Genomic DNA, 22,454 nt, shown 5'->3' with positions numbered 1-22,454 from the left:
CTTCTTAGTCCTTGAAGTTCAGTCCTCTTTTAGACAACCTCAAACCTAATCTTCGATCTCTGAAAGCATAGGGCTATGTTTAATCAGTTCAGCGATTTCAAAAGATTTATTGGCACCTAACACTTCCCTAACAGCTTCAACCCCCTCTGACTTCCAGACCGAACAGACATATTTAGAAAAAGCATACCCATTCAAAGCATATCCATTGTCCTGTAGCCGTCTGAATAACCCCACACTTTCCTCTACCTTTTCAATATCTGTCAAAATACATGCCAGATTGTTCATCGCGATGTGAACATCTCTCTGTGAGTTACTGGATGAATTCAATTGTCTCCAGCTACCTACAAGTTCCTGATTTTTTATTTGATCTAATGCTGACCAGTCGATCTTGTTTATCAAATTCAGCATTTCATCCAGAAGCAGATTTACTTCTCTAACCTCCCCAACATGATGCAGATAGGCCAGACGCTGTTTGTTGTACGTAATCCGGAAAAAAAGAATATTGGACCATGTCTCATCTTCTTGTATGAGTTGGTTCATATTTTCAAGCACACTGTCCATTTCACTGTATCTCTTCAAAACCCAAAGCGAACCACCCAAAGCCCGATGGCTCTCGAATCGAACACCTCGGTTGGTATCCAACTTCGGGGCATGATCACAAGCATATTGGTACCAATCCATCCAATGGTCAAAGTAGTTTCCCAGAGATAATGACAACGCTTGTGTTGAATCCGAAACAATCCAGTGTAACTGCTCCGGAGCGAGATTTTCTTTCCCCCATTCGAAGAATGCCCGGTGATTGGCATAAAGCAGTTCCGGCTCTCTTAACAAGGCATAACCGTCGGAAACATTCCAGTAGACCCAGCCTCGTTCATTAACAGACAACTTCCTGGATTGTTCGTAGTTTTTTAGTAACTCAATCATACCCTGATGATCCCCTCGAACTACTAATTCCTGAAAAGAATGAACGATATTCATCCCCATCCTCCGTCCTTAATTAGTTTCAATTCAGCTATATCAATGGCTTCTTGCCGCAAGCTGTAATGAAATTCATCATGGCATAGGCTTCCCGCGAATGATTTATCGCTTCAGAAGCTTGTTGCAGCTGAGCAAATTCCTCCGAACTGATCACACCTTTTTCAGCAAAATGTACAAAACGATTAAGATTAAACTGCTGCTTGAACCCTTCAATACCTAACAGATCACTATGTTGAAGGACAGAATCAATGTCAACATCGATGTATCCGTTCCCAGAAAGGAGACGCGGCAGACTTCTACCAATTAAACGATTACCGCCGTGTTGTGCCACATAGTCCGAAATCTTCATTAATACCGTATGTAAAGCAGGAACATCAGGATTCACTGCTCCAAAAACGCCGTCATCCACATCAATAATGGCAAGACGGCCGCCAGGCTTCAGTACACGATATATCTCTTGTGCAGCTTCGTCAGGATTGTTCAAGTGAAGAAAGATCAGTCTCGCCACGACAAAATCAAAAGAATCAACAGGCAGATCCATCTGGTAGATGGAAGATTCTACAAATTGCAATCGCTTGGAAGGAATATCTTTCAGCCGTTCTTTGGCTTGTGCTTGCAGTGAACGATCAATCTCAAGTGAGGTAAGCTCACTGTCTGGCAAACTGTTCAATAATTGCTCTGTAATGTAACCTGGTCCGCTTCCGACCTCCAATACTCGCATTCCATTTTTCAAACCATACCATTCTAGATTTCGGAACTCTTTGGTCCACCCCATTACCGCCTGTATTTTTAACCTCTCTAATTCCTCTTGTAAACTTAACACTGCCGTTTGGATACTGTATGTTGAACGCGGATCACTCATATATTCTCTCCTGTTCTTCAGTAGATTAATGAAAACATATATTCTTAGACCTTTTTCTTCCCTTGAAAAAGAGCAACCTTATGTTGTTTCTCTATCGTTCCACCTGCAATCTCTATGGAATCTTTGACTCGCTCCAGAAGTGAGCGCCGAACATCCTCAGCCAGCTGTTGATGCTTCGAATTTGTATTTAATAAAGCGACATATTCTTCGCTAGAGCAAGTCTGTATCCAGTTATACTCCTTAACCTCAATATCCGTGAACAAGCCGGATTTTTCTGTTATTTCTTTACGCTCCTGGATAACTTCATCTGGCGAAGGATAGTGAGAATCATCCAGATGAGGGGCTAATGCTATGTAGTGTGAACGAATTTCATTGTGCAGCTGGTCATAGACCGGTACATGAACTGTCCAGAAAAGTCCAATGCCGCCTGTATTCTCTAGCAATTCCCAAGCTCGGCGGTAACCAACCTCTGGATCAATGAAGTGAAAGGCCGTTCCGGACACAACCAATTGAAATCGCTTTCCTTCGTTATTCCAGTTCTCAAAGGAAGTGTTGATTACTTGAATCGATGGATATGACTTGAATTTGTCTGCGGTGAACTGTGCCAAGTTGCTGCCTAATTCAATACACGTGATGTTAGTATAATCCTTGCTCACCAATCCGCCAGTGGCCTGCCCCGTTCCGCAGCCAATCTCTAGAATGGAATCCTATTTATTAAGATTCAGGTATGTAAAAATATCATCAAACATTTCACTCGGATAGACGGGTCTATATCGTTCATATTCATGTGTTACGAGATTAAACGTTTCCTTATTTTCCATTTCAGTAGCCCCCATTTCAATTATGATTTTCCCATAATACATTGACTAAACTTACCATATCTTATTATTCTTGATAGTAAGAGGATAAACCTTTCAATAAGAGAATGAGGATCGTTTAAGTTCAAATTTTATATTCTAGAGGACTGGGGTGTTCTTGTGAAAAGTATATTTAATACGATAAATGCTGCTGAAATTACAGAGCGCATGGATCAACTTAGTGAAAATTACATCCCTAAATGGGGCACGATGCAGGTCTCTCAGATGCTGGCTCACTGTTCAGCATTTCATGATATCCCTTTAGGAAATGCTTTTCCACCTAGAGGATTACTTGGGAGACTTATAGGACGGTTCGCAAAACCAATGTTCTATAATGACAAGCCCTTGCCCCATAATATGTCTACGATCCCGACAATCATTATTGATGACCAACGACAGTTTATGGCAGAAAAAGAAAAGCTTAAGCAGCAGATTAATATCTTTCAACAAGGTGCTTCAGAAAAATTCTCCCGCCACCCCCATCCCTTCTTCGGAAAATTAACAGCCGAGCAATGGGGTAAAGGCATATACAAACATTTAGATCATCATCTCAAGCAATTTGGAGTTTAGCGGTTATGTACCGTCTAAATTAGCAATGACTCAACTTCATTAACCCAATCTCCTTCTTCGTCAGCCAGTAAAGTCTTCCAACCGAGTAGACTAGCAGAATGCATATTCTTCTCCTGATCATCTATAAATAGAACCTCTTCTCCAGCTACCAGGAAGGTTTCGACCCGTTGGTATATCTCAATCTCAGGTTTGCATAAACCCACTTGATTAGAGATGGTTACACTTTTGGTAAATGAGCTTAAACGGCTCAGATTCGGCTCAATCCATTCCTTACAATGATTGCTGAGCAGATGGATATCGGCGGACTCACTCCATCGCTCAAGGTATTGAGCGGCTGGTAAGGGAACAATTGAATTGTATAAGATGTCTTTCGCTCGGCTTATTGATAATTCGGGATACATCTCCTTCAACGATTGCCAGAACTCTTCTTCCCTCATCATTCCTGTCCAGAGCTTTCGTTTGATTCCTGCAAAATGTACTTTCAAAGATTCTGCGGATAGGTTGGTTTCCTGAATCATATCTTTCCAGCACGTCAGCGACATATTACTTAACAAAACACCTGCGATATCTAAAACGATCTGTGGCCTGCCTTTCATTTTATCGACCCCCAAAGTTCATCTAATACGACGTATAACAGGCCTCAAGTTACTTAAAAGCATCATGTGGAAGGACAGCATGCACACCCTTCACTCCATTCACAATTTGGGTGATACGCAGGTCAATTACCGCGCTTCCAAGTGCAATCGCTTCCACTCGATCTAGTCCGTACAACTCACCCATCAGATTTAACATGCCGTCTAATGCTTGAACGGTAGCCTCATTCAAATCTTCATGAAAACCGAAGGTAAGCCAGCCTGACGGCGTATGTGCTCGAGGATTGGTCAAAATCATATCATCAATCACGTTGATCGTGATATCGACAAGCTCCATTGGGCATTCAATGGCCTGACAGCTGACTTCACCATCTCCCTGCCGTGCATGACCATCACCAATCGCGAGAAAACCTCCGTCTACGGGGATCGGTAAGTATAATTTACTTCCCTGCAACAGTTCCTTGCAGTCGATGTTCCCTCCACAATAGCGAGGCGGCCAAGTCGTATGAATCCCTCGTGACTCTGGTGGCATTCCCACTACTCCCATAAACGGCGAGAGAGACACCGTAAAGGATTTCCCGTGTATTTCACAAGTTCCACTCATCGTTTGACGATCAAGTGTCCAATTCAGCGACAGTTCTTCAACCTCTGTTAGATGTAACTTCTGGTTCTGCCAGTTCGGATATCCACCAGCGGAAGTAAACCCGTATCTCCCGGGCACGATCTCATTGAAAACAATCTCCAACGTCTGTCCTTGCTTCGCCTCTTCGATATAGATCGGACCGATTAATGCATGACCTCCATCTTTTTCACCTTGTCGATCAAAAGGTTTCATGCGTTCGGCATAACTCGCACCCGTCCCCCAGCCCGCATCCAGCGTCTGAAAACGAATAGAGTCACCAGATTTCACGCTCAAAATGGGAGTTACCTCATTGGTAAATGAACCAATCAGATTTTCCTTAGTTAATTCTATCGTATGAACGGTCATCATAACCTCCACAGTTTCTGAATTCAGCTTTTTGCTTAATTATCACGGTATCGAGTATCTTTATTTGCAATAACGCTCTGCTTCAATGATCATATGAACTTCTCATCCTTTCTAATAAATAACTTTTCAAGCTCTTCTCTCGTCACTGGATGTAAAATAATATCTTGTGAATTTATCATTCGTTCTACCAGATTAGAATCTTTCACTTTACGTCCCCATTTTCTTGAAAAAGACCTCCAATCACATACCATTTCTATCAGATATTTCGTAGGCATGGGCAGAGCTTCTTTTGTATTCCTATTCACAATCCAATACTCCCAATGATGTTTGTTATGATTTTGGTGATGTAGCCATGCGTTCTTCCATCTTAGATGGGTTTCTTCATCCTTCTGTTCTGAATAAAAATGAATTGCATAGGGAATAAATTCTTGCGGAAAGAACTTGGATATATCATGAATTAGACCTTGCACATACAGACCTTCTTGCCAACATTCGATCAGCACGTTCAAATTATGCTCAACAACATATAGAAAATACCTCCAGTATGCGGAACGAATGGTCACCAACTCCCATAGCATTGTGTTTAGAGCAGTGCTCCAATAATCATCTCGGCACATTCTTCAGGTGTATGTACACTCGTATCCACCGAGAAACTATACTGAATGTCGGAAGCCATGATTTGATGCTGCTCATCCGATTGCTCTTCTCTTCTATCCCCACGTTCAATGTTCCTCTGACGGCAGATGTCGAGGGGGCAATATAACTCAACGATATCCAGTGGATACCCTTCAAAAATCTGTTTGACTTGTTCATAATGCGGCACGAGCTCTGGTCTTTCCACAAGAATGCCATCGATCAGAACATGCTTTCCATGGTCTGAAAATACTTTTGCCGTATGATACATCATTACAATCGCTTCACTCAGATACTTCCAGTAATCCGTCTGAAGATGTTTATCTCCGATTGTATTTTCAAAAAGATCATTAGCTACCACATAGAAAAACGGATCATCGTATGATTGCATCGCCTCTACAATTGAAGTTTTACCAGAGCTAGTTACACCGTTCAAATAATTTTGCCTTTTTCCATGATAGTCATCTTCCTTACTTAAGTATAATTTTATAAACGTAATACAGCATGTACTACGTGTGTTTCATTGATTTTTTGAGCAGCATGATCTGGCCAATATGATAGGCATTATGAATACATAGATTTGATACAACTTCCCACCATGGCGCGTTGAAATAGGAAGGGATTTCACGGGTCAACTTATGTTCTTCACTATCTTCAAGTGCCCTGTTCCAATCACCAAAGACGGTTTTCAGTCTATGTAATGTCTTGCCCCACTCCACATCATTCAAGTTAGACGGATCTATCTCGAATGTATCCTCATTATTCACTGAATACTGCCCGTCGACCTGTTCGGCAATATATCTCTCAAGCCACTTCTCATTCCAGAAAATAAGATGATTTACGATCGCCCAAATGGAATGTTCCCCCTCATTTTTTACATAAGAGGCTTCCGCCGCATTGAGGTCTGTCAAAATATCATGAAGCGGTATAAACCAGCTCTTGTCATGATAACAGGCATTTAATTGGTCTATGAGAATAGCTTTGTAACTCATCGTTGCACCTCACTCAGATTAAACTTTGAATCAGAAGTTACGTAAGAACCATTTTGGTAAATTAAACAATTCAGTTGCATTCCATAGGCACATCCACCATCAATGCCTATCTTGTCTTCACCAAACCAAACATCCGCAGATCCATGAATGTCTATCGTTGTTGTATGGCCAAAGACGATCTTTTTGTGCAGATTGGTAAACGTATGATGAATAAATTTATCTTTGATATACATAAAATCATGATCTGGTTGTTTCCACCATTCTATGTAATCAGGGTTTAATCCGGCATGAACGTAAATATGTGTCTCATCCTCATGGTATAGAGGTAATTCACTCAAAAAATCAATATGATGACCGTAATCTATTTTTATTGACTCTCTCGCTTGGTCCAACATTTCATCAGAAATTTCCCCTTCAATATTACAATAGCTCTGAAGTGTTTGAAGCCCTCCATGTTCAATAAACTTGGCTTTAATTAATGAACTTCCCTCATTTATAAAATCAACAAATCGTTGATCGTGATTACCTCTTAATGCGATCGCATGATGTTCTTTTACTAATCTGATAACCTCTTTGACCACTTCTTTACTGTTAGGACCTCGATCCACATAGTCACCGAGCAAAATTAGTTGATCATATTTCGAATTGTAATTGATATCATCCAATAACTGATTAAATGGATCAATGCAGCCATGAATATCGCTAATCATTATCGTCCGATTCATAGAAACTCCTTTTAGAACAGTTATAATATAAAATTTATCCGTTCATTGACTTCGCAATCTTCATCACAAGATCTTCTGACATGTTTCTGCCAATGATCTCGTATTGCAGTGCCTTTCCATGCACATCCTCTTCGATCCATATCAATTGGGAATTTTCATTATCGGAAATATAAAATGCTTGGACGCCACGTATGCCTGTTTCCTTAACCGTAGTACCACCATGATCAGGCAATGCGATCCGGCTCTTCGTTGTCCCGAAAATATTAAGTTTATAACCACCGTATTCTTTATACGTAATGCTGATGCCCACAACCTTCTTATTGGACTTCAGGTCTCGTATCACTACATTTCTGCCTGACCTGTTACTTTCTTCAATCATTTCATCAATTTCTTGCGGAGTTAAATTATCAAATCCATAAAATACATGAATGGCATCTATATCAGAATCAATCGGAAATTTCGGCTGCCATGGAGAATAATGTTTCTGCAATTGTTCCAAACCGTCTTCCCATGGAATAGCTGCATAATTGGTCTGTTGCGTGAATTGGTTCTCTGTAACATCTGCGGTGTATATCGCCTTCCCTTCACCAGGCTTTAAGTCAATGACGATCCGGTCAATCGCATTATCATTGCGTAAGGATTCAATTTGAATTTTTCCAAGCACATCTCCGCTTTTGTTTTTGATATCCATTGGTCCTTCACTCCTTTGCTTTCAAAAATACCTTTCTGATCTTCATACAATAGAAAGCTGAGCCCTACAGAAGATAAAGCGATCATGAGGGCTCCAAATATGCAAATGGTCGGCAAGATATCCTCGTAACCATAACGTGTCGCTTATTCGTCTGAGATAAAAACCTTTTGGAAAATCGTTATCCTCCGTAAGGGCTTCAGATGCTATAGTAATGGAGCCGGACGGAGCTTTGTAACCGTCTGAAATATTGGTAGAACATATCTCGGGCTGATCCAAATATTGCATTCTTAGATAAGGTCCTAACTCAACCGGACAACATTCCAACCCAAGATCATTTGCTCTTCGAAATAGCTGAAAAGTCGTAGCACCATCCGAAAATCCAAGTTGTCTGACGGTTAACTCAACCGTTTGCAAGCTTTGCTTTCTACTGGAAACCATAAATCTCTCATCATTTAATAACTGTTCTCCATATTTATTCAATGAAATAGAGTATTGATCCAGTTTCTGAATAAGCTGTGGCTTTGTTAAGCCGCCAATGTCTACAGTTCTTATTTCAACTGAACAGTCAGGGTATACGTTCTCATCTTCAATCAACATCCGTATCCCCCCTAATCTAGATTCACTTCTATTTGACTTTATATATCGAATGCAGTCGCTCACCTATTTCTGAATCCGTTTACATACATATCCTCGGTAAATGATAGCAGCATACCAAGGCTCTTCATTAGAAATTCAATTCACAATTATGGTGTTCCCACACATCAAATAAGTTACCGTCCAGATCTTCTAACACAAAAAACTTCCCATACTGTCCCTCATCACTAACAGCCCCTACTTTCACATTCTCTGATGTTAAGTAGTCATGTAAAGAACCAATATCATCAGTAAAAAATGTAATGACCCATCTCTTTTTCTGATGAACTTCAAATGTCGCTCGTGTTTCATTATCGCTTTGGATCAAGTCCAAAATTGGGCGATCACCCCGAAATAAACTCAAATATCCTTCGCGTTGGTGGCGAATGTTAAATCCAAAATGTTTTACAAACCAGGCGGCTGACACTTCTAAATCTTTCACTGGAATTACATTATACGCTATGCCCAGGATCCTTCCATTTCCCATATGTTACCTCCATACTTGAGATGTGTATAAGACCTAGCACTTCTGCGATGTGATACAAGATTTAATTTGAGCAATATGGTGCTGACCGTGCCATACAAATCTTTGAATCGCGATATCCAGTGTAATTGTACCTAACACTTCTGTACGGAGTTTTCGTCTAAACTGATCGGGATGTAAACCATACAACAGCGTGAGAAATCGCTTGTGTAGTATCTCCATCAGCAAAATTGAATCTTCGATGGGTGTTTTCCTGTAATCATGTAAAGATGCCCATAAATCCTCTCGATATGAGCTTGCCATCGGTTCCTCTTCAGTCAAGGCTCTCTTAAATCTGATATAAGCGTTCATGTCATTGTCCGCAAGGTGGTGCACAATCTGTGTGATTGTCCAACCGCCATCACGATAAGGAGTACAAAGTTGATCATCATTGAGATGTTCTGTAGTCTCTCTTAAGGTTTTCGTAATTCCGGGAATTTGGCTTATGATGTGGATTCGGTCCTCATTAGAGAATTTAAAAATTGGCTCAAAGTGTCCTATCGGAAAGCGTACATTTTCATCCAAAGTTGACCGCCTCTCCATTTCTCTACTATAGAACCAAATCATATCCAATATAACCCACAATGTTCCATTTGCGAAGTGTAAAAGCAAAAAAGAAGCAACCTCGTTATCAGGCTGCTCCTTATATTAAACTACTCTCATATCTGTATTTGGATTAGAAAACTAGCGCAATTAAACCTGAGTTACGAAGATACAATCATATAAGAAAGCGCCACTATCTTGGGTAGAATGGTGTTTGTCTAGAACAACACCAACCAAGATAGGAGTAACTTTAAGGTACAATCTACCATAATGAGTGACCTTATTCTGAAAATTCAATCAAAAAAGGATGGCTTTTCTCATCTAATGCATTATGAATTCTGTCATAGAAATTTCCCCATGTTATCATTTGCCCAGCTTCTTCTAAAGTAAAGTAGCCCACTTCTTCACTTTCATCACTGGTAGTTAAAGATCCACCAATCGGTTTTCCAGTAAATATATTGTTGCATACGCCACGCGTTATGTTCTGATACAAACCACAAAATTTAATTAATTCAATGTCAATCCCTGTTTCCTCTTTCACTTCTCGAACCGCTGCCTGCCTAATAGTCTCTCCTTCTTCAACACAACCTTGAGGCATTTCCCAACCTCTTCGACCTTTCATGAGTAAAATCTCATTATGTTCATTGAGAACGATTACACTAGCAGAAACAATAAATTTCATGCTAATTCCTCCTGTTATATTTATTTTTTTTAAAATATATCTTATCTTAGATAGTTCCTATCTTAGGTCCGCTTCAATCGTTCCTTCCTAACTAATAATATAATTAACTGCTTCTTCGAAATCACTTGCAATAAAATCTGCTTCTGTGTTTAACCATTTATGTCTGTATTTATTTAAAGCTTCATTCCCTGCTCCAGTCAAAACTAATATCTTTTTGCATCCAGCATGATGACCTGCTAAAATATCAGACCATCGATCCCCAATTACAATACATTTACTTAAATCTAAATTGTTTTTCTTAGCAGCGTCAAGTAACATTCCTGGGTTCGGTTTGCGGCATTCACATCTCTCAGTATGTTGATGCGGACATATAAAAACATTATCAAAGCCAAATTCTATCATTTCTCTTACAAATACTTCTTTTGTAGCTTCACCTCTTGAAATACCGGGCTGATTCGTAAATCCGTACAGTTTAATTCCAAGTGTTTTTAATTTTTCCAGAGATTTTTTAGTGTATGGAAATAATTCAAATTCCCCCGGGTAAAGGACTTCATCTGAACCACCGATCGTTCCATCACGATCGATAAAAACTGCTTCAACAGTGAATGCTCTCATAATTAACCTCCAATTATCGGATTTTGATCATTTATAAATACACCTTCACTAAGCTTTACGATAATATTTCTGTAATCACCACTCGAAACCAACATTAAGATTATCTCTTGGAAAACATCTAAGAATTGATTCTAAATCTAGCTAAAGTTTGTCTTCAAACCACTGTTATTCCTCCCTGCTTCTAACATTAGCGATAATCTCACAAAACGTTCCCGTACTCACGACGTTCATTTTTAAATATGTAATCTGGAGCGCTTCCATAAAATACATTTCCAGTAGACTATGGCTCCTTTACGAGCCACAGCATAAATATAATGTTATACGGCGGAATCGATTCTCTGATTTGACTAACATATTATTTTCTTCTTCAACTTAGTTTCGAATCTGCTATATGCTCCAATAGATCTCCAGGCTGACATCCCAATGCCGTACATAATTTATCGATTACTTCTAACGATACATACTCATTCGTATTAAGTTTTGCCATCGTTGCCGATGAAATCCCCGTCATTTTCAATAAATCCTGCTTCTTAATATCCCTGTCAATTAATAATTTTTGAAATGGTTTATAACTTATCATTTGGTACCCCTTCATTTCCGAATTGAAGGTTTGTATAGCGACCTTCTCAAAAACAACTCCATCAATAATCAATTCTCATTTGATCGGAATCTTTAATTCAAAAGGATACATGAGCTTTACCTCAGGACATGCGTAGAACTCTATTTCTTTATGATGACGCAGACCTTTTTGTTCATACAATATTAGAACGTGAAATCTATTTACAGGTGTTAAGGATACTCTTCAATTACATAATGAATTAAATATATCATCCAATTGAGAGCCAGGTGGATAGAAACGTGAATATTATGTTATGTGATGCTACTTCTTCTTTGTAATTTTTATCTGCAATTATTTATGGATTTGATCTTTGATTTTAGAAATTTGTTTACTTATTAAATCGTAAATTTTTTCGATCTTGTCTTCTTCAACTCTATTCTTCACTAGTTCAGTTTTAATTTCCTTTTGAAGTTCAGTTAGTGCTTCAAGTTTTAAAGTGATGTACCAGCCTGTCCATTCTGTCACTAGGCTATCGTCAAAACATTCCCCATTGGTATGAAAGAACATTCTATAATAGCCTATTCTTTCATTGATGTAGTAAATATCTAATGTAGATATAACTTGCTGAGAATAGAGGCTATCTGCAATCTGATAATCAGGATGAAAAATGGTTTTATGCTCTATCGTATCTATTGAAGCTTTAATATCTTTTATATTGAATTCATTAAAAAACAAATCAATTTCTTCAAGGGATTCTTTTATGTAGTTATTAAATGCTACCCAAAAACCTTTCAAGGTTCGGTCTATGATTTTGTGTGTATCAATCCAGCCTTTTAGCGCTATATTATCCATTTAAATTCATCCATTCTATAAATTTTTATATGGTTTTACATAACGTTGTTGTGTTTATGACGTCCCACCACCTTAAAGGAGCATATAACTTCCTTCGGACCAAGGGGCCGACGCCCCTACGTATTAACGTGTTTTCATCTGATTCTACCAACTTCTTTGATAAACTTAAACTGCTATACCATATCTGAAATAAACATGGCTTTAGTTCCTTCTTCTGGCTTAAATCCAAATAATCCATAGAATTTTTCTGCACTATCATAAGATATAAGCACTTTTGTTTTGATATTAGAATATCGACTAAGCATTTGTTCCATCATTCTCTTACCAATTCCTAATGATTGATATTCTTTGTGTACTAACATGTAATGAAAATATACTGTCATCACTCCGTCAGACAATGCATTTATTAAGCCAACTAATTTGGTACCATCCCATGCAGTAATAACCGTATGCGAGTTGTTTATTGCTTGTCTAAGATCTTCTGGGAAATCTCCTGATTTCCAGTCCACCGAGTGAAACAGTTCTTGAATTGCGTGTGTATCAATGTCTTTTAATTCTTTGAAAATGATTGTCATAATATTGCTCCTATGCTTGTTGTTTTGATTGAGAGTATTGGACAACGTTTCTATATTCATGAACCCCAAAGGGGATGTTTGCTGAAACTCTTCTCGAAATCCATCCGCAGCCCCAGGCTCCGAAGGAGCAATGCTTGAATATTATGTTATAGGACTGAATCGCTTCTCGAATTGACCTTCATTATTTATTTTTCTCCTGGTACGTATTCAATTAAATCAGATAATTTACAATTAAATGTATCGCATAGCTTGAATAAGGTTTCCAGCTTTGTTGTTTCTATATTTGTTTCCCTATAGAGTTTATTGATCGAATTCCGGCTTAAGCCCGATTTTGCCATCAATTCTGTTATATCATCTATTCGATGTTCTGCCATGAGTTCTCGTATATTACACTTGATTATGTTCATCTTTTCCCCTCCGTAATTCTATCTTATCTTTCATATTAGCAATCATCAACAGAAAGCGAAGTTTTAACTCTACAAAGTCAAATATTCACCTTGCAATTAACTCTAAGAGGTCATATAATAACTTTATAGAGTTAATTGAAGGAGGAACTAAATATGATTAATACTGTAGAATCATTAACAGAACCACTGATAAGAATACGTTTAGATTTGCTCTATACTAAGCTTCTGGAGTGTCATAGGGAGTACACTCAGCTTTCTGCTGAGACAGATGAATATTTTAAAACACTTCGTGATGCTTTGCCCGATCAACTTCAACATACAGTTTTTCTTTACGAAGACGCACAAATCTCACTCCAATCCATCCTAGAAAGAAGTATCTACATACAAGATTTCAAAGATGCCCTACAACTATTTAGTGAATTGCAGAATTCTAGTATTTAGAGGGTTATATGACCCTCTTTTTCTATTGTTTTTGATTCTGTCGTATAACCTACCCGTAGCCGAGCCACTTCCTTGGAATGCCTCGAGCGGACTAGGATAGGTACCAGCCGGTCCGCAGGTAAATATGATGGTAGACGATGCCGTACTGAATTAGTTTTCATTAAATGCTTTTAATTTCTTGTACTAAATTCTTGTATATATTTTTTTCGATCTTGTACATAGTGTTCAGTGTAGTTAGTTCCTTTAAAATCTTCTATTACATTTCTCCAAAATGTCCTTGCCGGAAGATTGCTCTCCATTTGCGAAATCTTCCAATTCGCTTTGTACATCTTAAATGCTTCTATTGCTGCTTTACGACCTATGCCCGATCTTCTGTATTTCTGTAAAACCATAAAATCGTATATCACATGCGTCGGATCTGGATCAGTATCCATATTCTCAAAAAGGACTACTATAAAACCAACGAGTTTACCTGCTACTTCTATAAAAAATGGATTCCATCTTTCGTCGCCTTCCCAATAATAATTTATGTTTACTTCGAATTTTCCGTTCCTATCTATATCTCGACCTGTATATTTACTGAAGTCATACTCGTACAATTCATATAAATTGATTAGTATACTTTTATCTTCAGGATTTACTCGGACAAGTTTTAATTCCATGTTTGCATCTAACTCCTTTTTGTTTTTTCAATGCACTTCGCGTTTTCACCTAACGTATGTCCATTCCTGACTTTGATTCCCCTTAGATAGCTCTTATCTTAAGTAAAATCAATGTGTCGTCTGGATTCACGTTATCGAAACTTCGCAGGCGACCAAGGCGTGGTATTCCCGCGACTTGAATACAGTTATGCCCGTTACTCTCTTCCAAGCATCACCTAAAACCTTTGATCCAGATTCCAACTCTATTTTTTACTTTGGTATAAAAACTCAACTTCACCATCTAACAAATATTGATATTCAAATAATTGCATTGTTCTTTCCCTAATTCTCTCCCGTATAACCGTGCCTAGGCTTACCGATCCTTTTGATCCAAGGTAACCATTATTAATAAATGTCTTCTCTACAAATTTTGTTTCCTTTAAGTGATACTGTAACCATTCTTTCTGCGATTCAATTAGTGCTTCTCTTGGTTCTTCATCCAACTTAGAAAGAAGTTTTTTATATATTTGATTCAACTCTTTATCCCAAATCTCTGTATATTTGCTTTCCAATGCCCCCCATCCCATTGTTGTAATAATCTCTTTTGAATTTTGAGCCTCATTAAATTCCACTTCATAATCATGATCTATAGAATTTCGAAGCATTTCATCATAAAATTCTCCTTTCAATTCATAGTTCCCAATGCTCATGGATAACACTTCATTGTTAGAAGCATCTGATTGACCTTCAGTTATTTCTTTCGATTCTGTTTCATCACCTCTACTCACTACATCAGGAGGCAGTTCAGAATTCATTATTGATTTAGTTTCGCTGTTCAAGGTAGTCGATTGACTGCTATTTTGGCAAGATGAAAACACTATTGTAATATATAATAAGAAGAGTATCTTACCTTTCATAAATTAATCTCCTTTAATGCGCATAAAGTTACTGTACCCACGACGTCTCACTGACTTAAGCGACCAATGGGAGCGGCCTGGATCGGTTAGTCGGTACGGATGTGTCCGCTGGATACACTCCCCTGCTATTCCCCTTCGGCAGACCGAGGAGCCTTTAGGCGCCGAAACACGGATATGATGTTAGAAACTCCCTAGACCTATGGCCTCAAAGTCCTTAATAAGTCCTTTTGCTTCCCCAATATTATTTAATCCCCATTGAGCATAATCTTTCGCGTCCCTATCATTACCTAGAAATTTATGTGTTCGTGCAATTAACAAAGCCAGCCTTAAATCAAGTGGAGCTCCAAAATCTTCAATCTTCTTAGATCTAGCTATTATCTCGGCCAATGAAATTGATGTAATCATCCTAGGATTATTAAATTGAGAAAAATAACTCATTCCTTGATCCAAAAATAACTGTGTCATTTCATCTATAGTAACTATTGCATCCTCGTCTGTTTCTCCGTATTGAAACCATCTTTCACGCTCCACTGTAAAAAATCTCTTAAACCAATTTGCTTTTTTATCAAGACGTTTTCTGAATTCACAATCATAGGTCGTGATTTCATTCGAAGACTTAAATTCACCAATAGAATTCGGGAGAAAATCTAGATGTACCCCCATCTCCATAACACAAGATCCACCGGATTTATCTGCCTGAATCACCAGAGTGTAAATAAAGTGATTATCAGTTGTCTTAACAAAATGATGATCGGTTCCCATAAACCCAACCTCATGTAGTTTTGGAGCAAAATACACCCTAATTAGCTTTCTAAAATCTTTAGTATTCACGTTTTCATATCCTTTGTGAGATTTTCGATAACGTTGTTTTATTCACAAACCCGAGAGGTTAAAGAGCACCAGCGACTGGGTCGAAGACCTAGCATCGTAGGAGTTGTCTGTCTGATACGAGTTCCGCGAAATATCTTTAACAGACCAAGGGGCATTAGCCCCTGCAGCGTGGTTAATTTGCTATCGGATATTTTAGTCCCATTGAGCAACCTACAAGTTCTTTCCATATTCATTAAGTACTTTATTTACAAATTCGGTCTTCCCATCCGTATAAGACTGACGATTTTCTCTATATTTAATAGCACGTTCTTTCTTTAGATTGGCATATTCGACTACAAATTCGGGACTGCTAATTAATGCATCTCTGAAGGATATATGTCTTAATAACTCTTTGCTCTCTCTATTACAAACATATAAATGATGTTCAGGTTTCTGTATTTTTACTATACTATAAGGCACATTTGCATCCTTTCTTGCAAAAGCTTCTCTGTTCTCAATACCCAAATTCCCTTCATGATAGTAACCTAAACTTTCTAATCCTTGAATTACATCTGGAAGCAAATCCATAGAATCAATTACTACATCAATATCTAAAATAGGTTTTGCCGCTAGTCCAGGTACTGCGGTACTACCAACGTGCTCAATTCTAAGTACTAGATCCCCGAGTCTTTGTTCTATGATGGATTTTAGATCAGAAAACATTTCAGGCCATTCATTGTTGTAATTTTCAATAATTATTGTTTTTTCACTCATCCTTGAGATGCCCCCCAAAAATAAAGTATTTACGAATATTTTAGATAACATTCCTGTATCTACGAACCCGAGAGTCTTAAGTGACCGAAGCGAACGGGTCGCCAGACTTATGCTCACAGGGTTGTCCGGCTGTTTTCACTTTCCTGCTCATAACTTCGGCCGGGCATAAGGTGTTAGCACGCAGAGTGAATACGTTATACGCCCCCTCTTCTTCAAATCCCCTCAAGCTATCGTTTACTTAAGTGTTTAATATATCTTCCATCTGTTCCGTCTTGAAGCAACTCTAGTAACCCATCTGGTACCAGTTTTACTGTCAAGTTCCCCTTAAAATAATGAAGTGGTTTCCATACTGCTTTATAGGGTTTACTTCCTTCTATTCCATCTATTTCTTTCAAATCGTAAAGTGATCTATTCATAAGTTCAGCCTCATAAATAAAATCATTTTCGTGTCCAATTTGATCTTGGTAGTTGAATATATTCTCAATTACACCAATCAAGATAGGTTCTGAAATATCTGCACCAATTTCTTCTTTGACTTCACGAATTACGGTGATTTTGCTACTTTCTCCATATTCAACGGTTCCCCCTATAGGTCGATAATAAGTTATTCCTACATCCTCATCAAAAAACTCTTCTAACAGTAGTTCTTCCCCTCTTCGGATAACACAAAGTGAAACTGTTCTAATCATTAATATGTCCTCCCTGCTTCTATGCAATTAGCCCACACAAATATAATTAGAGAATGTCGTATAACCTTCCTGTACCCACGATGTCCCACCGACTTAAGGACCGAAAAGGGTCTCCAGCCGCGATGCGGTTAGTCAGGACGGATGTGTCCGCTAAATTCTCTTCCCTGCCGTTCGCCTCTCGTGGACAAAGGAGCTGTCAAGCTCCGGAGCGTGGATATAATGTTAGATGATGTCAGTTGCTTTTAGCGTTAACTCAATCCTTCTCTTACAATTTGCAATAATTCTTCTTTGTGGTCTGGGTGACATGCAATTAAATAAGGTTCTTCTTTCATTCCGTTAAACTTATTTCCATCAAAATCTATAACAAGTCCCCCTGCTTCCTTAACCATTAAGATACCTGAATACAAGTCATCACCTTCAGAATTGTACAGAACAATTCCATCAATATCTCCTTTGGCCAACATACACCATTGAAGCGTTGGAGCCCATAATCTTAACATTCGTTTAAATCTAATATCAATGTGTTGTCTTAGTTTTACTGCTTGTGGGTCGTTTTGTACTCTGTGACCTTGAATCCAACCTATATTTCCTTTGAAAATATTCGGGTTACTCTTAATTTGTATTTGTCGATTATTGCAGCTTGCCCCTTCACCAATAACAGATACAAATAAACGTTCTGTTAGAGGTTCATAGACCACTCCAAGCACAGGCTCTCTTTTGTACATTAAGGTAATTGATATCGCAAAAACAGGTAAACCAATCGCAAAATTATTAGTTCCATCTAAAGGATCAATTAACCATAACCAATCGTGCTTAGTTCCGATAAGCCCTGCCTCTTCACTGTGTATCTGATGACTTGGAAATACGTCTTGTATTTGTTTGATAATGATTTCTTCACAGATATGATCTACTTCAGTAACCACATCCCCAAATTCATCTTTAGATCTCAGTTCAACAAAGTTATCAAACTTCTCTTTAGAGATTAGACCTGCTTCGCGAATAATTCTTATTGCAATCTCTTTTGCGGTTTGAATAATCTTACGATCCATTACGCACCTCATATTGATTTTGATTTTAGCTGATTTCACATAACGTTTTGTGTTTACGAAGACCGACGAATGCCTGATACGTCTATCTGGATACATTCTTCTGCTTATAGCGTCTACCAGACCGAGGAACACTAGCGACGATGCTTGAACATCTGGTTAGGCGATGTGGTTGCCCTCCATGATTACCCTTACATACTCATCCCAATTCTTATCATCTGTATTGATTTCTATTGTTGGAACTCTTGAGATTTGAGCTTGATGTCTTAATACATTTTGGATTCTTAATAGTTCACTTACCGACGATCTTACTTCTTCTTCTGTTTTATAGATCCATTCTTCTGGTTGTCTACTTTTAATTCTTTCTTCTACAACTTCGGGCGAGATTGTAAGCAAAATACACCTGGCACCTAAAGACTCAAGCTGTTCTTCTATTTTATTTATCTCATCCAAATCCGAATCTACAAATGCGGCTCTATGATTTAAGTGAAACCTCTCCAGAACATAAAATAGTCCCCTAGATCCTCTAGATGCAGGACCAAGTTGAATTGCCCATTCGTTAAGTTTCTTTAGCATTTCAACCCGCTCTTTAAGTAACTCAATATGTCCTTCTCGGGTTAGACTTACATATTCTCCATGTTTATTATTCAAAATTTGAGAATAATGTTCTCCAAGAATAACTACGCTCCGTTCTGAGGATTCTTCTTGTGATTGATAACGTTTAATTGCTTTTAATACTGAAGTCTTCCCGGCATTTGAGTATCATTCAAGAATTATTCCTCTAATATGCATTTAAATCTCCTTCCACTAGCAATTATTTCGCTTAACGTTTCTATATTCATCGTTCAACGTAGTTGAATATATGGTGAAGCGCTTTCATCTGGCAGACCAAGACTCCGAAGGAGCCGCAGCTTGAATATTATGTTATCTGATGCTGATACTTCTTTTAAATACCCCAATACATTCTTTAGTTTTTATCTTTCAAAAGTTCTTCCCATTCTTCGATTGATAATTTATTTGATATATTCTTTAAGTTTTCAGGGACACTTACAAAACACATTAATTCTAAACTATTTCCATCTGGATCATTGAAGTAGACCGAAGCATTTCCCTGATTAGGCCTAACAAATGGATCTATTGAATCTCTTTTTCCAAATGGGACAGGCTCTATTTCAATGGTTTGAAGCCATTTCACACTATGTCTAAGATCTTCATAACTAACTCGAAATGCTATATGCCTTAATGATGGATGATAAGAAGTGAGATACTCTTCGCCTTGCCATAGACCGACCCAACTCTTTTCTTTTTCAATCCAGAAGAAAGCTGTATCTTCATCTCTCCAGGCCAGCTCTAATCCTAATTTAGAATAAAATTCGATTGATTGATGTAAGTTACTCACTGGTAAATGTGCTTCATACAACCCAAGTATCATATTTTCTCCTTTCAATCTTGCCAGTTTCAGATAACGTTTTGTATTGGCGATGTCCCGACGGGCTTAGGGGCTGGATGTGGTCACTCGCTTCTCAAGGTGATTACGATCGTTAATATATTGTTAGTCAAATGAATTTCTGGAAGCAGCCATTGTATTTAGAGTGTTCTCAAAATAGCGATATACTTCATCTGCGATTTCCAGAAACTCTTCAACAAGTACATTGCTACTATCCAAGTAACAAGCATATAAATACTCAACTAAAGCGGAGTCAATCTCACAATAGTTTAATATGGCATTCTTCATCTTGATGATTTCATCTTCCCATACCCCTGTATCTTCTAAAACCAAAGAGTATAATGCACGAATTAATCTCTTAGAGTAACCTTTAATATATCTAGTTTTCATTGAGTGATCACTAACATTAGAAAGTGAACGATGAACACGATCTACTTCCTCCTTGGTATCTGTATTTAAGTCTAAAATGAATTCTGGAGAAATTATGATCGGGGGTACTTTTTCACCAATGTCCTCCCCATGTATGCAAACACAAATGATCTTAACCCAAAAACCCCAATCGTTCGGTCTACTTAATACATCATCAATCGAGCAAATGATCGTATCCATCTTAGTGACGAATGAATATTCTTCCAAAAGCCTGTCTTTAATCATTGATAATCTTTCGTAATCAATATCTTCGGGATTTGCACATACAATAGTAAAGTCTGCATCTGACTTACAAGGTTGAGCCGTTCCTTTGGGAATCGAGCCACACATATAAATGCTATGAATCTTATCTTTGAATTCGTTAAGAATATGATCCACATACTTATCAACCAAATCCTTATATTCACTTTGTATTGCAATTCTATTTATAACTTTTTCTAATATCATATAGACTCCTCCTAAAATAAGAACTTCTTCGAGCTATATATAATGAATTTACGAATTTCAATGTGCTTGGTTCATTAAGATTGAGATATATTCTTCATCTTTAAGCCTTGTCACCGTACAGTTTTCAATGGATTCAAATTCTACTATTCTCTCTTCAATTGTTTTATTAGTACTATCTTTAAATATGTCCTCTCGATCATAGTGAGGAAAAATAAGCTTGTCGATTACACCTAATGCCTTAAAATCCGTTAAATTCATTGTGTTCATCTGTGGAGTAAAGAAATCCACAATGTTAATATTCGGCCCCAGTAATAACGTTCCTGCACTTACTCCAACGATAATTGCATTCTGTGCGGCCAGTGTTCTGATAATTTCATCAGCACCACTTTTCTTAGCGTAATACAATAATGTAAATGGATTTCCACCATTGATATATATAACATCTCTATGTAAGAGAATTTGCGGATCATCAAATTCAATATCTACAAAATTGATATGCTGAAATCCCATGTCCTTAAACTCTTGCAATGCTCTTTGTGCATATCTATTCGTTTCTTTTGAAGGGGATGCTGTTGTAATAATTGAGACCTTTAATTGAGAAATTTCTCCATCAATAAACTCCAGAAATTGATTTTTAATATCTTCAGTATAAAAACCACAAGAGGTTAGTAACAATCTACTCATTGCAATCCCCGTCCTTAACTAATAGTATATCTAATCTTTATAATTTGATTAAGGAATCCCTTGGTTTCTGCTAACGTTCCTGTATTCAGGACTCGGCGTATGCTGAGTGTCCGGCAAATGCCGGACGAAGGATGACTGTCTGCAGCATGAATATTATGGTAGGTGATGTCGGGCGCTTCTTTGAGTTCTCATTTAAAATGTACTTATGTCCCTATCCTAATGCCTTTCCATAGCACCTTCTTGAAGTAATCCAATTCATAAATATTTTGGGTTTTATGTTCAGTCATTTAAGCTTGAAAGTAAGTTTTCCTTTATAGGTATCAAAGCTAACTGTCCCTCTCGTCCATTTTGGAGCAGAGTAATCAAAAGTATCTTCTTGGGAAAGATATAAGTCATGTGGCTCTTCTATCACAACTTCCTTAGTCGTTAACTCAGTTAAGAATAAACCCCAAAACTTCGTTTGGTAGACACGATACTGTGTAATGCCTTGATCCAGCAGATTAGCTCGATGTTCAACTATAACTTCACTATAATGTCCAGGGCCAGGGATATGCAGATGTTTGTAGCTGTATGGATCAAATACTGGAGCAAATGAATACTTAATCAAAAGAAGAGAAGAAAAAATAATCAAAATAACAAAAAGAATTAGCTTTTTTCCTTTACTTTTATAGCCTAACCAAAAAAATAGAATGATGTGTAGTACGATAGGCACTACAAAGTTACTTTTTTTGAATATAGTAATATCATAATTGATGATAAATGAAAATAACCAAATTATATCTATAATCACTATTATCAAGATAAATTTCTTTCGAAGTTTCAGGAGGGAATTGTTCATGTTTATATATTCC

General features: G+C 37.8%; 32 protein-coding genes. 2 read left to right on the top strand and 30 right to left on the bottom strand.

The window, feature by feature from the left end; all coding sequences use genetic code 11:
• Positions 1–45: 45 nt before the first annotated feature.
• From MKY87_RS27880 to MKY87_RS27870, 3 genes are read right to left on the bottom strand one after another with little or no spacing between them, the layout of a single operon-like run.
• Entirely contained in the window at positions 46–978 is a 933-nt protein-coding gene (locus MKY87_RS27880) for a hypothetical protein (RefSeq protein WP_340967019.1), read from the bottom strand.
• Positions 979–1,012: 34 nt separating this feature from the next.
• Positions 1,013–1,840 carry a methyltransferase domain-containing protein gene (locus MKY87_RS27875; protein ID WP_340967017.1) on the bottom strand — a complete coding sequence of 276 codons (828 nt, stop codon included), beginning with the start codon at positions 1,838–1,840 and terminating at the stop codon, positions 1,013–1,015.
• 44 nt (positions 1,841–1,884) lie between these two features.
• Positions 1,885–2,541, bottom strand: a complete 657-nt coding sequence (locus tag MKY87_RS27870; RefSeq protein WP_340967567.1) for a class I SAM-dependent methyltransferase — start codon at positions 2,539–2,541, stop codon at positions 1,885–1,887.
• Positions 2,542–2,817: 276 nt separating this feature from the next.
• On the opposite strand from MKY87_RS27870, the gene MKY87_RS27865 reads away from it, so the two are divergent.
• Positions 2,818–3,267: a DUF1569 domain-containing protein gene (locus MKY87_RS27865; RefSeq protein ID WP_340967016.1), complete on the top strand. Its 450-nt coding sequence runs from the start codon at positions 2,818–2,820 to the stop codon at positions 3,265–3,267.
• 14 nt (positions 3,268–3,281) lie between these two features.
• Here MKY87_RS27865 and MKY87_RS27860 read toward each other — a convergent pair whose 3' ends face one another.
• The 16 genes from MKY87_RS27860 to MKY87_RS27785 form a co-directional block, all read right to left on the bottom strand.
• The gene (locus tag MKY87_RS27860) at positions 3,282–3,863 is read right to left on the bottom strand and encodes an HAD-IA family hydrolase (RefSeq protein WP_340967015.1); all 582 of its coding nucleotides are present in this window, start codon (positions 3,861–3,863) and stop codon (positions 3,282–3,284) included.
• A gap of 49 nt (positions 3,864–3,912) precedes the next feature.
• Complete coding sequence (locus MKY87_RS27855; protein ID WP_340967566.1) at positions 3,913–4,848, bottom strand: acetamidase/formamidase family protein; 936 nt, start codon at positions 4,846–4,848, stop codon at positions 3,913–3,915.
• Between the two features lie 89 nt (positions 4,849–4,937).
• Positions 4,938–5,426 (bottom strand): DUF5662 family protein, encoded by a 489-nt coding sequence (locus tag MKY87_RS27850; RefSeq protein WP_340967014.1) that lies wholly within the window; start codon positions 5,424–5,426, stop codon positions 4,938–4,940.
• A 5-nt stretch (positions 5,427–5,431) separates the two neighbouring features.
• The gene (locus MKY87_RS27845) at positions 5,432–5,917 is read right to left on the bottom strand and encodes a phosphotransferase-like protein (protein ID WP_445669440.1); all 486 of its coding nucleotides are present in this window, start codon (positions 5,915–5,917) and stop codon (positions 5,432–5,434) included.
• A gap of 73 nt (positions 5,918–5,990) precedes the next feature.
• Complete coding sequence (locus MKY87_RS27840; protein WP_340967013.1) at positions 5,991–6,473, bottom strand: DinB family protein; 483 nt, start codon at positions 6,471–6,473, stop codon at positions 5,991–5,993.
• Entirely contained in the window at positions 6,470–7,198 is a 729-nt protein-coding gene (locus tag MKY87_RS27835; protein ID WP_340967012.1) for a metallophosphoesterase, read from the bottom strand. Before MKY87_RS27835 ends, MKY87_RS27840 begins: the two co-directional genes overlap by 4 nt.
• Positions 7,199–7,232: 34 nt before the next feature.
• A complete protein-coding gene (locus MKY87_RS27830; RefSeq protein WP_340967011.1) occupies positions 7,233–7,889 on the bottom strand; it encodes a DUF4367 domain-containing protein in 657 nt (218 codons plus the stop codon).
• A gap of 42 nt (positions 7,890–7,931) precedes the next feature.
• A complete protein-coding gene (locus tag MKY87_RS27825; protein WP_340967010.1) occupies positions 7,932–8,486 on the bottom strand; it encodes a helicase in 555 nt (184 codons plus the stop codon).
• 127 nt (positions 8,487–8,613) lie between these two features.
• Positions 8,614–9,009, bottom strand: coding sequence for a VOC family protein (locus MKY87_RS27820; RefSeq protein ID WP_340967009.1), 396 nt, complete (start codon positions 9,007–9,009; stop codon positions 8,614–8,616).
• Positions 9,010–9,042: 33 nt separating this feature from the next.
• On the bottom strand, positions 9,043–9,570 hold the full coding sequence (locus MKY87_RS27815; protein ID WP_340967007.1) for a YfiT family bacillithiol transferase: 528 nt from the start codon (positions 9,568–9,570) through the stop codon (positions 9,043–9,045).
• A 298-nt stretch (positions 9,571–9,868) separates the two neighbouring features.
• Positions 9,869–10,270 (bottom strand): NUDIX hydrolase, encoded by a 402-nt coding sequence (locus MKY87_RS27810; protein ID WP_338593975.1) that lies wholly within the window; start codon positions 10,268–10,270, stop codon positions 9,869–9,871.
• A gap of 87 nt (positions 10,271–10,357) precedes the next feature.
• Positions 10,358–10,885: an HAD-IIIA family hydrolase gene (locus MKY87_RS27805; RefSeq protein ID WP_340967006.1), complete on the bottom strand. Its 528-nt coding sequence runs from the start codon at positions 10,883–10,885 to the stop codon at positions 10,358–10,360.
• 367 nt (positions 10,886–11,252) lie between these two features.
• Positions 11,253–11,465: a helix-turn-helix domain-containing protein gene (locus MKY87_RS27800; protein ID WP_340967564.1), complete on the bottom strand. Its 213-nt coding sequence runs from the start codon at positions 11,463–11,465 to the stop codon at positions 11,253–11,255.
• Between the two features lie 330 nt (positions 11,466–11,795).
• The gene (locus MKY87_RS27795; protein ID WP_340967005.1) at positions 11,796–12,296 is read right to left on the bottom strand and encodes a hypothetical protein; all 501 of its coding nucleotides are present in this window, start codon (positions 12,294–12,296) and stop codon (positions 11,796–11,798) included.
• Positions 12,297–12,469: 173 nt separating this feature from the next.
• On the bottom strand, positions 12,470–12,931 hold the full coding sequence (locus MKY87_RS27790) for a GNAT family N-acetyltransferase (protein ID WP_340967003.1): 462 nt from the start codon (positions 12,929–12,931) through the stop codon (positions 12,470–12,472).
• Positions 12,932–13,056: 125 nt separating this feature from the next.
• Positions 13,057–13,278 (bottom strand): helix-turn-helix domain-containing protein, encoded by a 222-nt coding sequence (locus MKY87_RS27785; RefSeq protein WP_179086413.1) that lies wholly within the window; start codon positions 13,276–13,278, stop codon positions 13,057–13,059.
• Positions 13,279–13,431: 153 nt separating this feature from the next.
• Between MKY87_RS27785 and MKY87_RS27780 the strand changes: the two genes are divergently transcribed.
• Positions 13,432–13,719 (top strand): hypothetical protein, encoded by a 288-nt coding sequence (locus tag MKY87_RS27780; protein ID WP_340967001.1) that lies wholly within the window; start codon positions 13,432–13,434, stop codon positions 13,717–13,719.
• Between the two features lie 170 nt (positions 13,720–13,889).
• Here MKY87_RS27780 and MKY87_RS27775 read toward each other — a convergent pair whose 3' ends face one another.
• From MKY87_RS27775 to MKY87_RS27725, 11 genes are all read right to left on the bottom strand, one after another.
• Positions 13,890–14,381, bottom strand: a complete 492-nt coding sequence (locus tag MKY87_RS27775; RefSeq protein ID WP_091031695.1) for a GNAT family N-acetyltransferase — start codon at positions 14,379–14,381, stop codon at positions 13,890–13,892.
• 242 nt (positions 14,382–14,623) lie between these two features.
• On the bottom strand, positions 14,624–15,277 hold the full coding sequence (locus MKY87_RS27770; RefSeq protein WP_340967000.1) for a lysozyme inhibitor LprI family protein: 654 nt from the start codon (positions 15,275–15,277) through the stop codon (positions 14,624–14,626).
• Between the two features lie 180 nt (positions 15,278–15,457).
• Entirely contained in the window at positions 15,458–16,108 is a 651-nt protein-coding gene (locus MKY87_RS27765; RefSeq protein WP_340966999.1) for a DUF4304 domain-containing protein, read from the bottom strand.
• Between the two features lie 210 nt (positions 16,109–16,318).
• Entirely contained in the window at positions 16,319–16,861 is a 543-nt protein-coding gene (locus tag MKY87_RS27760) for a GrpB family protein (protein WP_340966998.1), read from the bottom strand.
• A 227-nt stretch (positions 16,862–17,088) separates the two neighbouring features.
• Entirely contained in the window at positions 17,089–17,550 is a 462-nt protein-coding gene (locus tag MKY87_RS27755; RefSeq protein WP_340966996.1) for an NUDIX hydrolase, read from the bottom strand.
• Between the two features lie 248 nt (positions 17,551–17,798).
• Complete coding sequence (locus tag MKY87_RS27750) at positions 17,799–18,599, bottom strand: inositol monophosphatase family protein (RefSeq protein WP_340966994.1); 801 nt, start codon at positions 18,597–18,599, stop codon at positions 17,799–17,801.
• 156 nt (positions 18,600–18,755) lie between these two features.
• Positions 18,756–19,247 carry a hypothetical protein gene (locus tag MKY87_RS27745; RefSeq protein ID WP_340966992.1) on the bottom strand — a complete coding sequence of 164 codons (492 nt, stop codon included), beginning with the start codon at positions 19,245–19,247 and terminating at the stop codon, positions 18,756–18,758.
• 316 nt (positions 19,248–19,563) lie between these two features.
• Positions 19,564–20,028, bottom strand: a complete 465-nt coding sequence (locus tag MKY87_RS27740) for a VOC family protein (protein ID WP_340966991.1) — start codon at positions 20,026–20,028, stop codon at positions 19,564–19,566.
• 120 nt (positions 20,029–20,148) lie between these two features.
• Complete coding sequence (locus tag MKY87_RS27735) at positions 20,149–20,919, bottom strand: nucleotidyltransferase (protein ID WP_340966990.1); 771 nt, start codon at positions 20,917–20,919, stop codon at positions 20,149–20,151.
• A 57-nt stretch (positions 20,920–20,976) separates the two neighbouring features.
• Entirely contained in the window at positions 20,977–21,603 is a 627-nt protein-coding gene (locus tag MKY87_RS27730) for a Type 1 glutamine amidotransferase-like domain-containing protein (RefSeq protein ID WP_340966989.1), read from the bottom strand.
• Positions 21,604–21,886: 283 nt separating this feature from the next.
• Positions 21,887–22,441, bottom strand: a complete 555-nt coding sequence (locus MKY87_RS27725) for a hypothetical protein (protein ID WP_340966988.1) — start codon at positions 22,439–22,441, stop codon at positions 21,887–21,889.
• Positions 22,442–22,454 lie beyond the last annotated feature (13 nt).

The organism is Paenibacillus sp. FSL R7-0198, from assembly GCF_038000415.1.
In the GTDB taxonomy this organism is placed as follows: Bacteria; Bacillota; Bacilli; order Paenibacillales; family Paenibacillaceae; genus Paenibacillus.
This window is presented reverse-complemented; position numbering and strand designations above follow the sequence as displayed.

Bases quoted from the DNA above. Each gene is read 5' to 3' on its own strand.
- MKY87_RS27805 (WP_340967006.1), bottom strand. From the start codon at position 10,885: ATGAGAGCATTCACTGTTGAAGCAGTTTTTATCGATCGTGATGGAACG.
- MKY87_RS27755 (WP_340966996.1), bottom strand. From the start codon at position 17,550: ATGATTAGAACAGTTTCACTTTGTGTTATCCGAAGAGGGGAAGAACTA.
- MKY87_RS27750 (WP_340966994.1), bottom strand. From the start codon at position 18,599: ATGGATCGTAAGATTATTCAAACCGCAAAAGAGATTGCAATAAGAATT.
- MKY87_RS27825 (WP_340967010.1), bottom strand. From the start codon at position 8,486: ATGTTGATTGAAGATGAGAACGTATACCCTGACTGTTCAGTTGAAATA.
- MKY87_RS27840 (WP_340967013.1), bottom strand. From the start codon at position 6,473: ATGAGTTACAAAGCTATTCTCATAGACCAATTAAATGCCTGTTATCAT.
- MKY87_RS27775 (WP_091031695.1), bottom strand. From the start codon at position 14,381: ATGGAATTAAAACTTGTCCGAGTAAATCCTGAAGATAAAAGTATACTA.
- MKY87_RS27855 (WP_340967566.1), bottom strand. From the start codon at position 4,848: ATGACCGTTCATACGATAGAATTAACTAAGGAAAATCTGATTGGTTCA.
- MKY87_RS27760 (WP_340966998.1), bottom strand. From the start codon at position 16,861: ATGAGTGAAAAAACAATAATTATTGAAAATTACAACAATGAATGGCCT.
- MKY87_RS27830 (WP_340967011.1), bottom strand. From the start codon at position 7,889: ATGGATATCAAAAACAAAAGCGGAGATGTGCTTGGAAAAATTCAAATT.
- MKY87_RS27725 (WP_340966988.1), bottom strand. From the start codon at position 22,441: ATGAACAATTCCCTCCTGAAACTTCGAAAGAAATTTATCTTGATAATA.
- MKY87_RS27735 (WP_340966990.1), bottom strand. From the start codon at position 20,919: ATGATATTAGAAAAAGTTATAAATAGAATTGCAATACAAAGTGAATAT.
- MKY87_RS27810 (WP_338593975.1), bottom strand. From the start codon at position 10,270: ATGAAATTTATTGTTTCTGCTAGTGTAATCGTTCTCAATGAACATAAT.
- MKY87_RS27835 (WP_340967012.1), bottom strand. From the start codon at position 7,198: ATGAATCGGACGATAATGATTAGCGATATTCATGGCTGCATTGATCCA.
- MKY87_RS27820 (WP_340967009.1), bottom strand. From the start codon at position 9,009: ATGGGAAATGGAAGGATCCTGGGCATAGCGTATAATGTAATTCCAGTG.
- MKY87_RS27880 (WP_340967019.1), bottom strand. From the start codon at position 978: ATGAATATCGTTCATTCTTTTCAGGAATTAGTAGTTCGAGGGGATCAT.
- MKY87_RS27875 (WP_340967017.1), bottom strand. From the start codon at position 1,840: ATGAGTGATCCGCGTTCAACATACAGTATCCAAACGGCAGTGTTAAGT.
- MKY87_RS27780 (WP_340967001.1), top strand. From the start codon at position 13,432: ATGATTAATACTGTAGAATCATTAACAGAACCACTGATAAGAATACGT.
- MKY87_RS27730 (WP_340966989.1), bottom strand. From the start codon at position 21,603: ATGAGTAGATTGTTACTAACCTCTTGTGGTTTTTATACTGAAGATATT.
- MKY87_RS27785 (WP_179086413.1), bottom strand. From the start codon at position 13,278: ATGAACATAATCAAGTGTAATATACGAGAACTCATGGCAGAACATCGA.
- MKY87_RS27740 (WP_340966991.1), bottom strand. From the start codon at position 20,028: ATGATACTTGGGTTGTATGAAGCACATTTACCAGTGAGTAACTTACAT.
- MKY87_RS27770 (WP_340967000.1), bottom strand. From the start codon at position 15,277: ATGAAAGGTAAGATACTCTTCTTATTATATATTACAATAGTGTTTTCA.
- MKY87_RS27800 (WP_340967564.1), bottom strand. From the start codon at position 11,465: ATGATAAGTTATAAACCATTTCAAAAATTATTAATTGACAGGGATATT.
- MKY87_RS27790 (WP_340967003.1), bottom strand. From the start codon at position 12,931: ATGAATATAGAAACGTTGTCCAATACTCTCAATCAAAACAACAAGCAT.
- MKY87_RS27850 (WP_340967014.1), bottom strand. From the start codon at position 5,426: ATGCTATGGGAGTTGGTGACCATTCGTTCCGCATACTGGAGGTATTTT.
- MKY87_RS27795 (WP_340967005.1), bottom strand. From the start codon at position 12,296: ATGGATAATATAGCGCTAAAAGGCTGGATTGATACACACAAAATCATA.
- MKY87_RS27860 (WP_340967015.1), bottom strand. From the start codon at position 3,863: ATGAAAGGCAGGCCACAGATCGTTTTAGATATCGCAGGTGTTTTGTTA.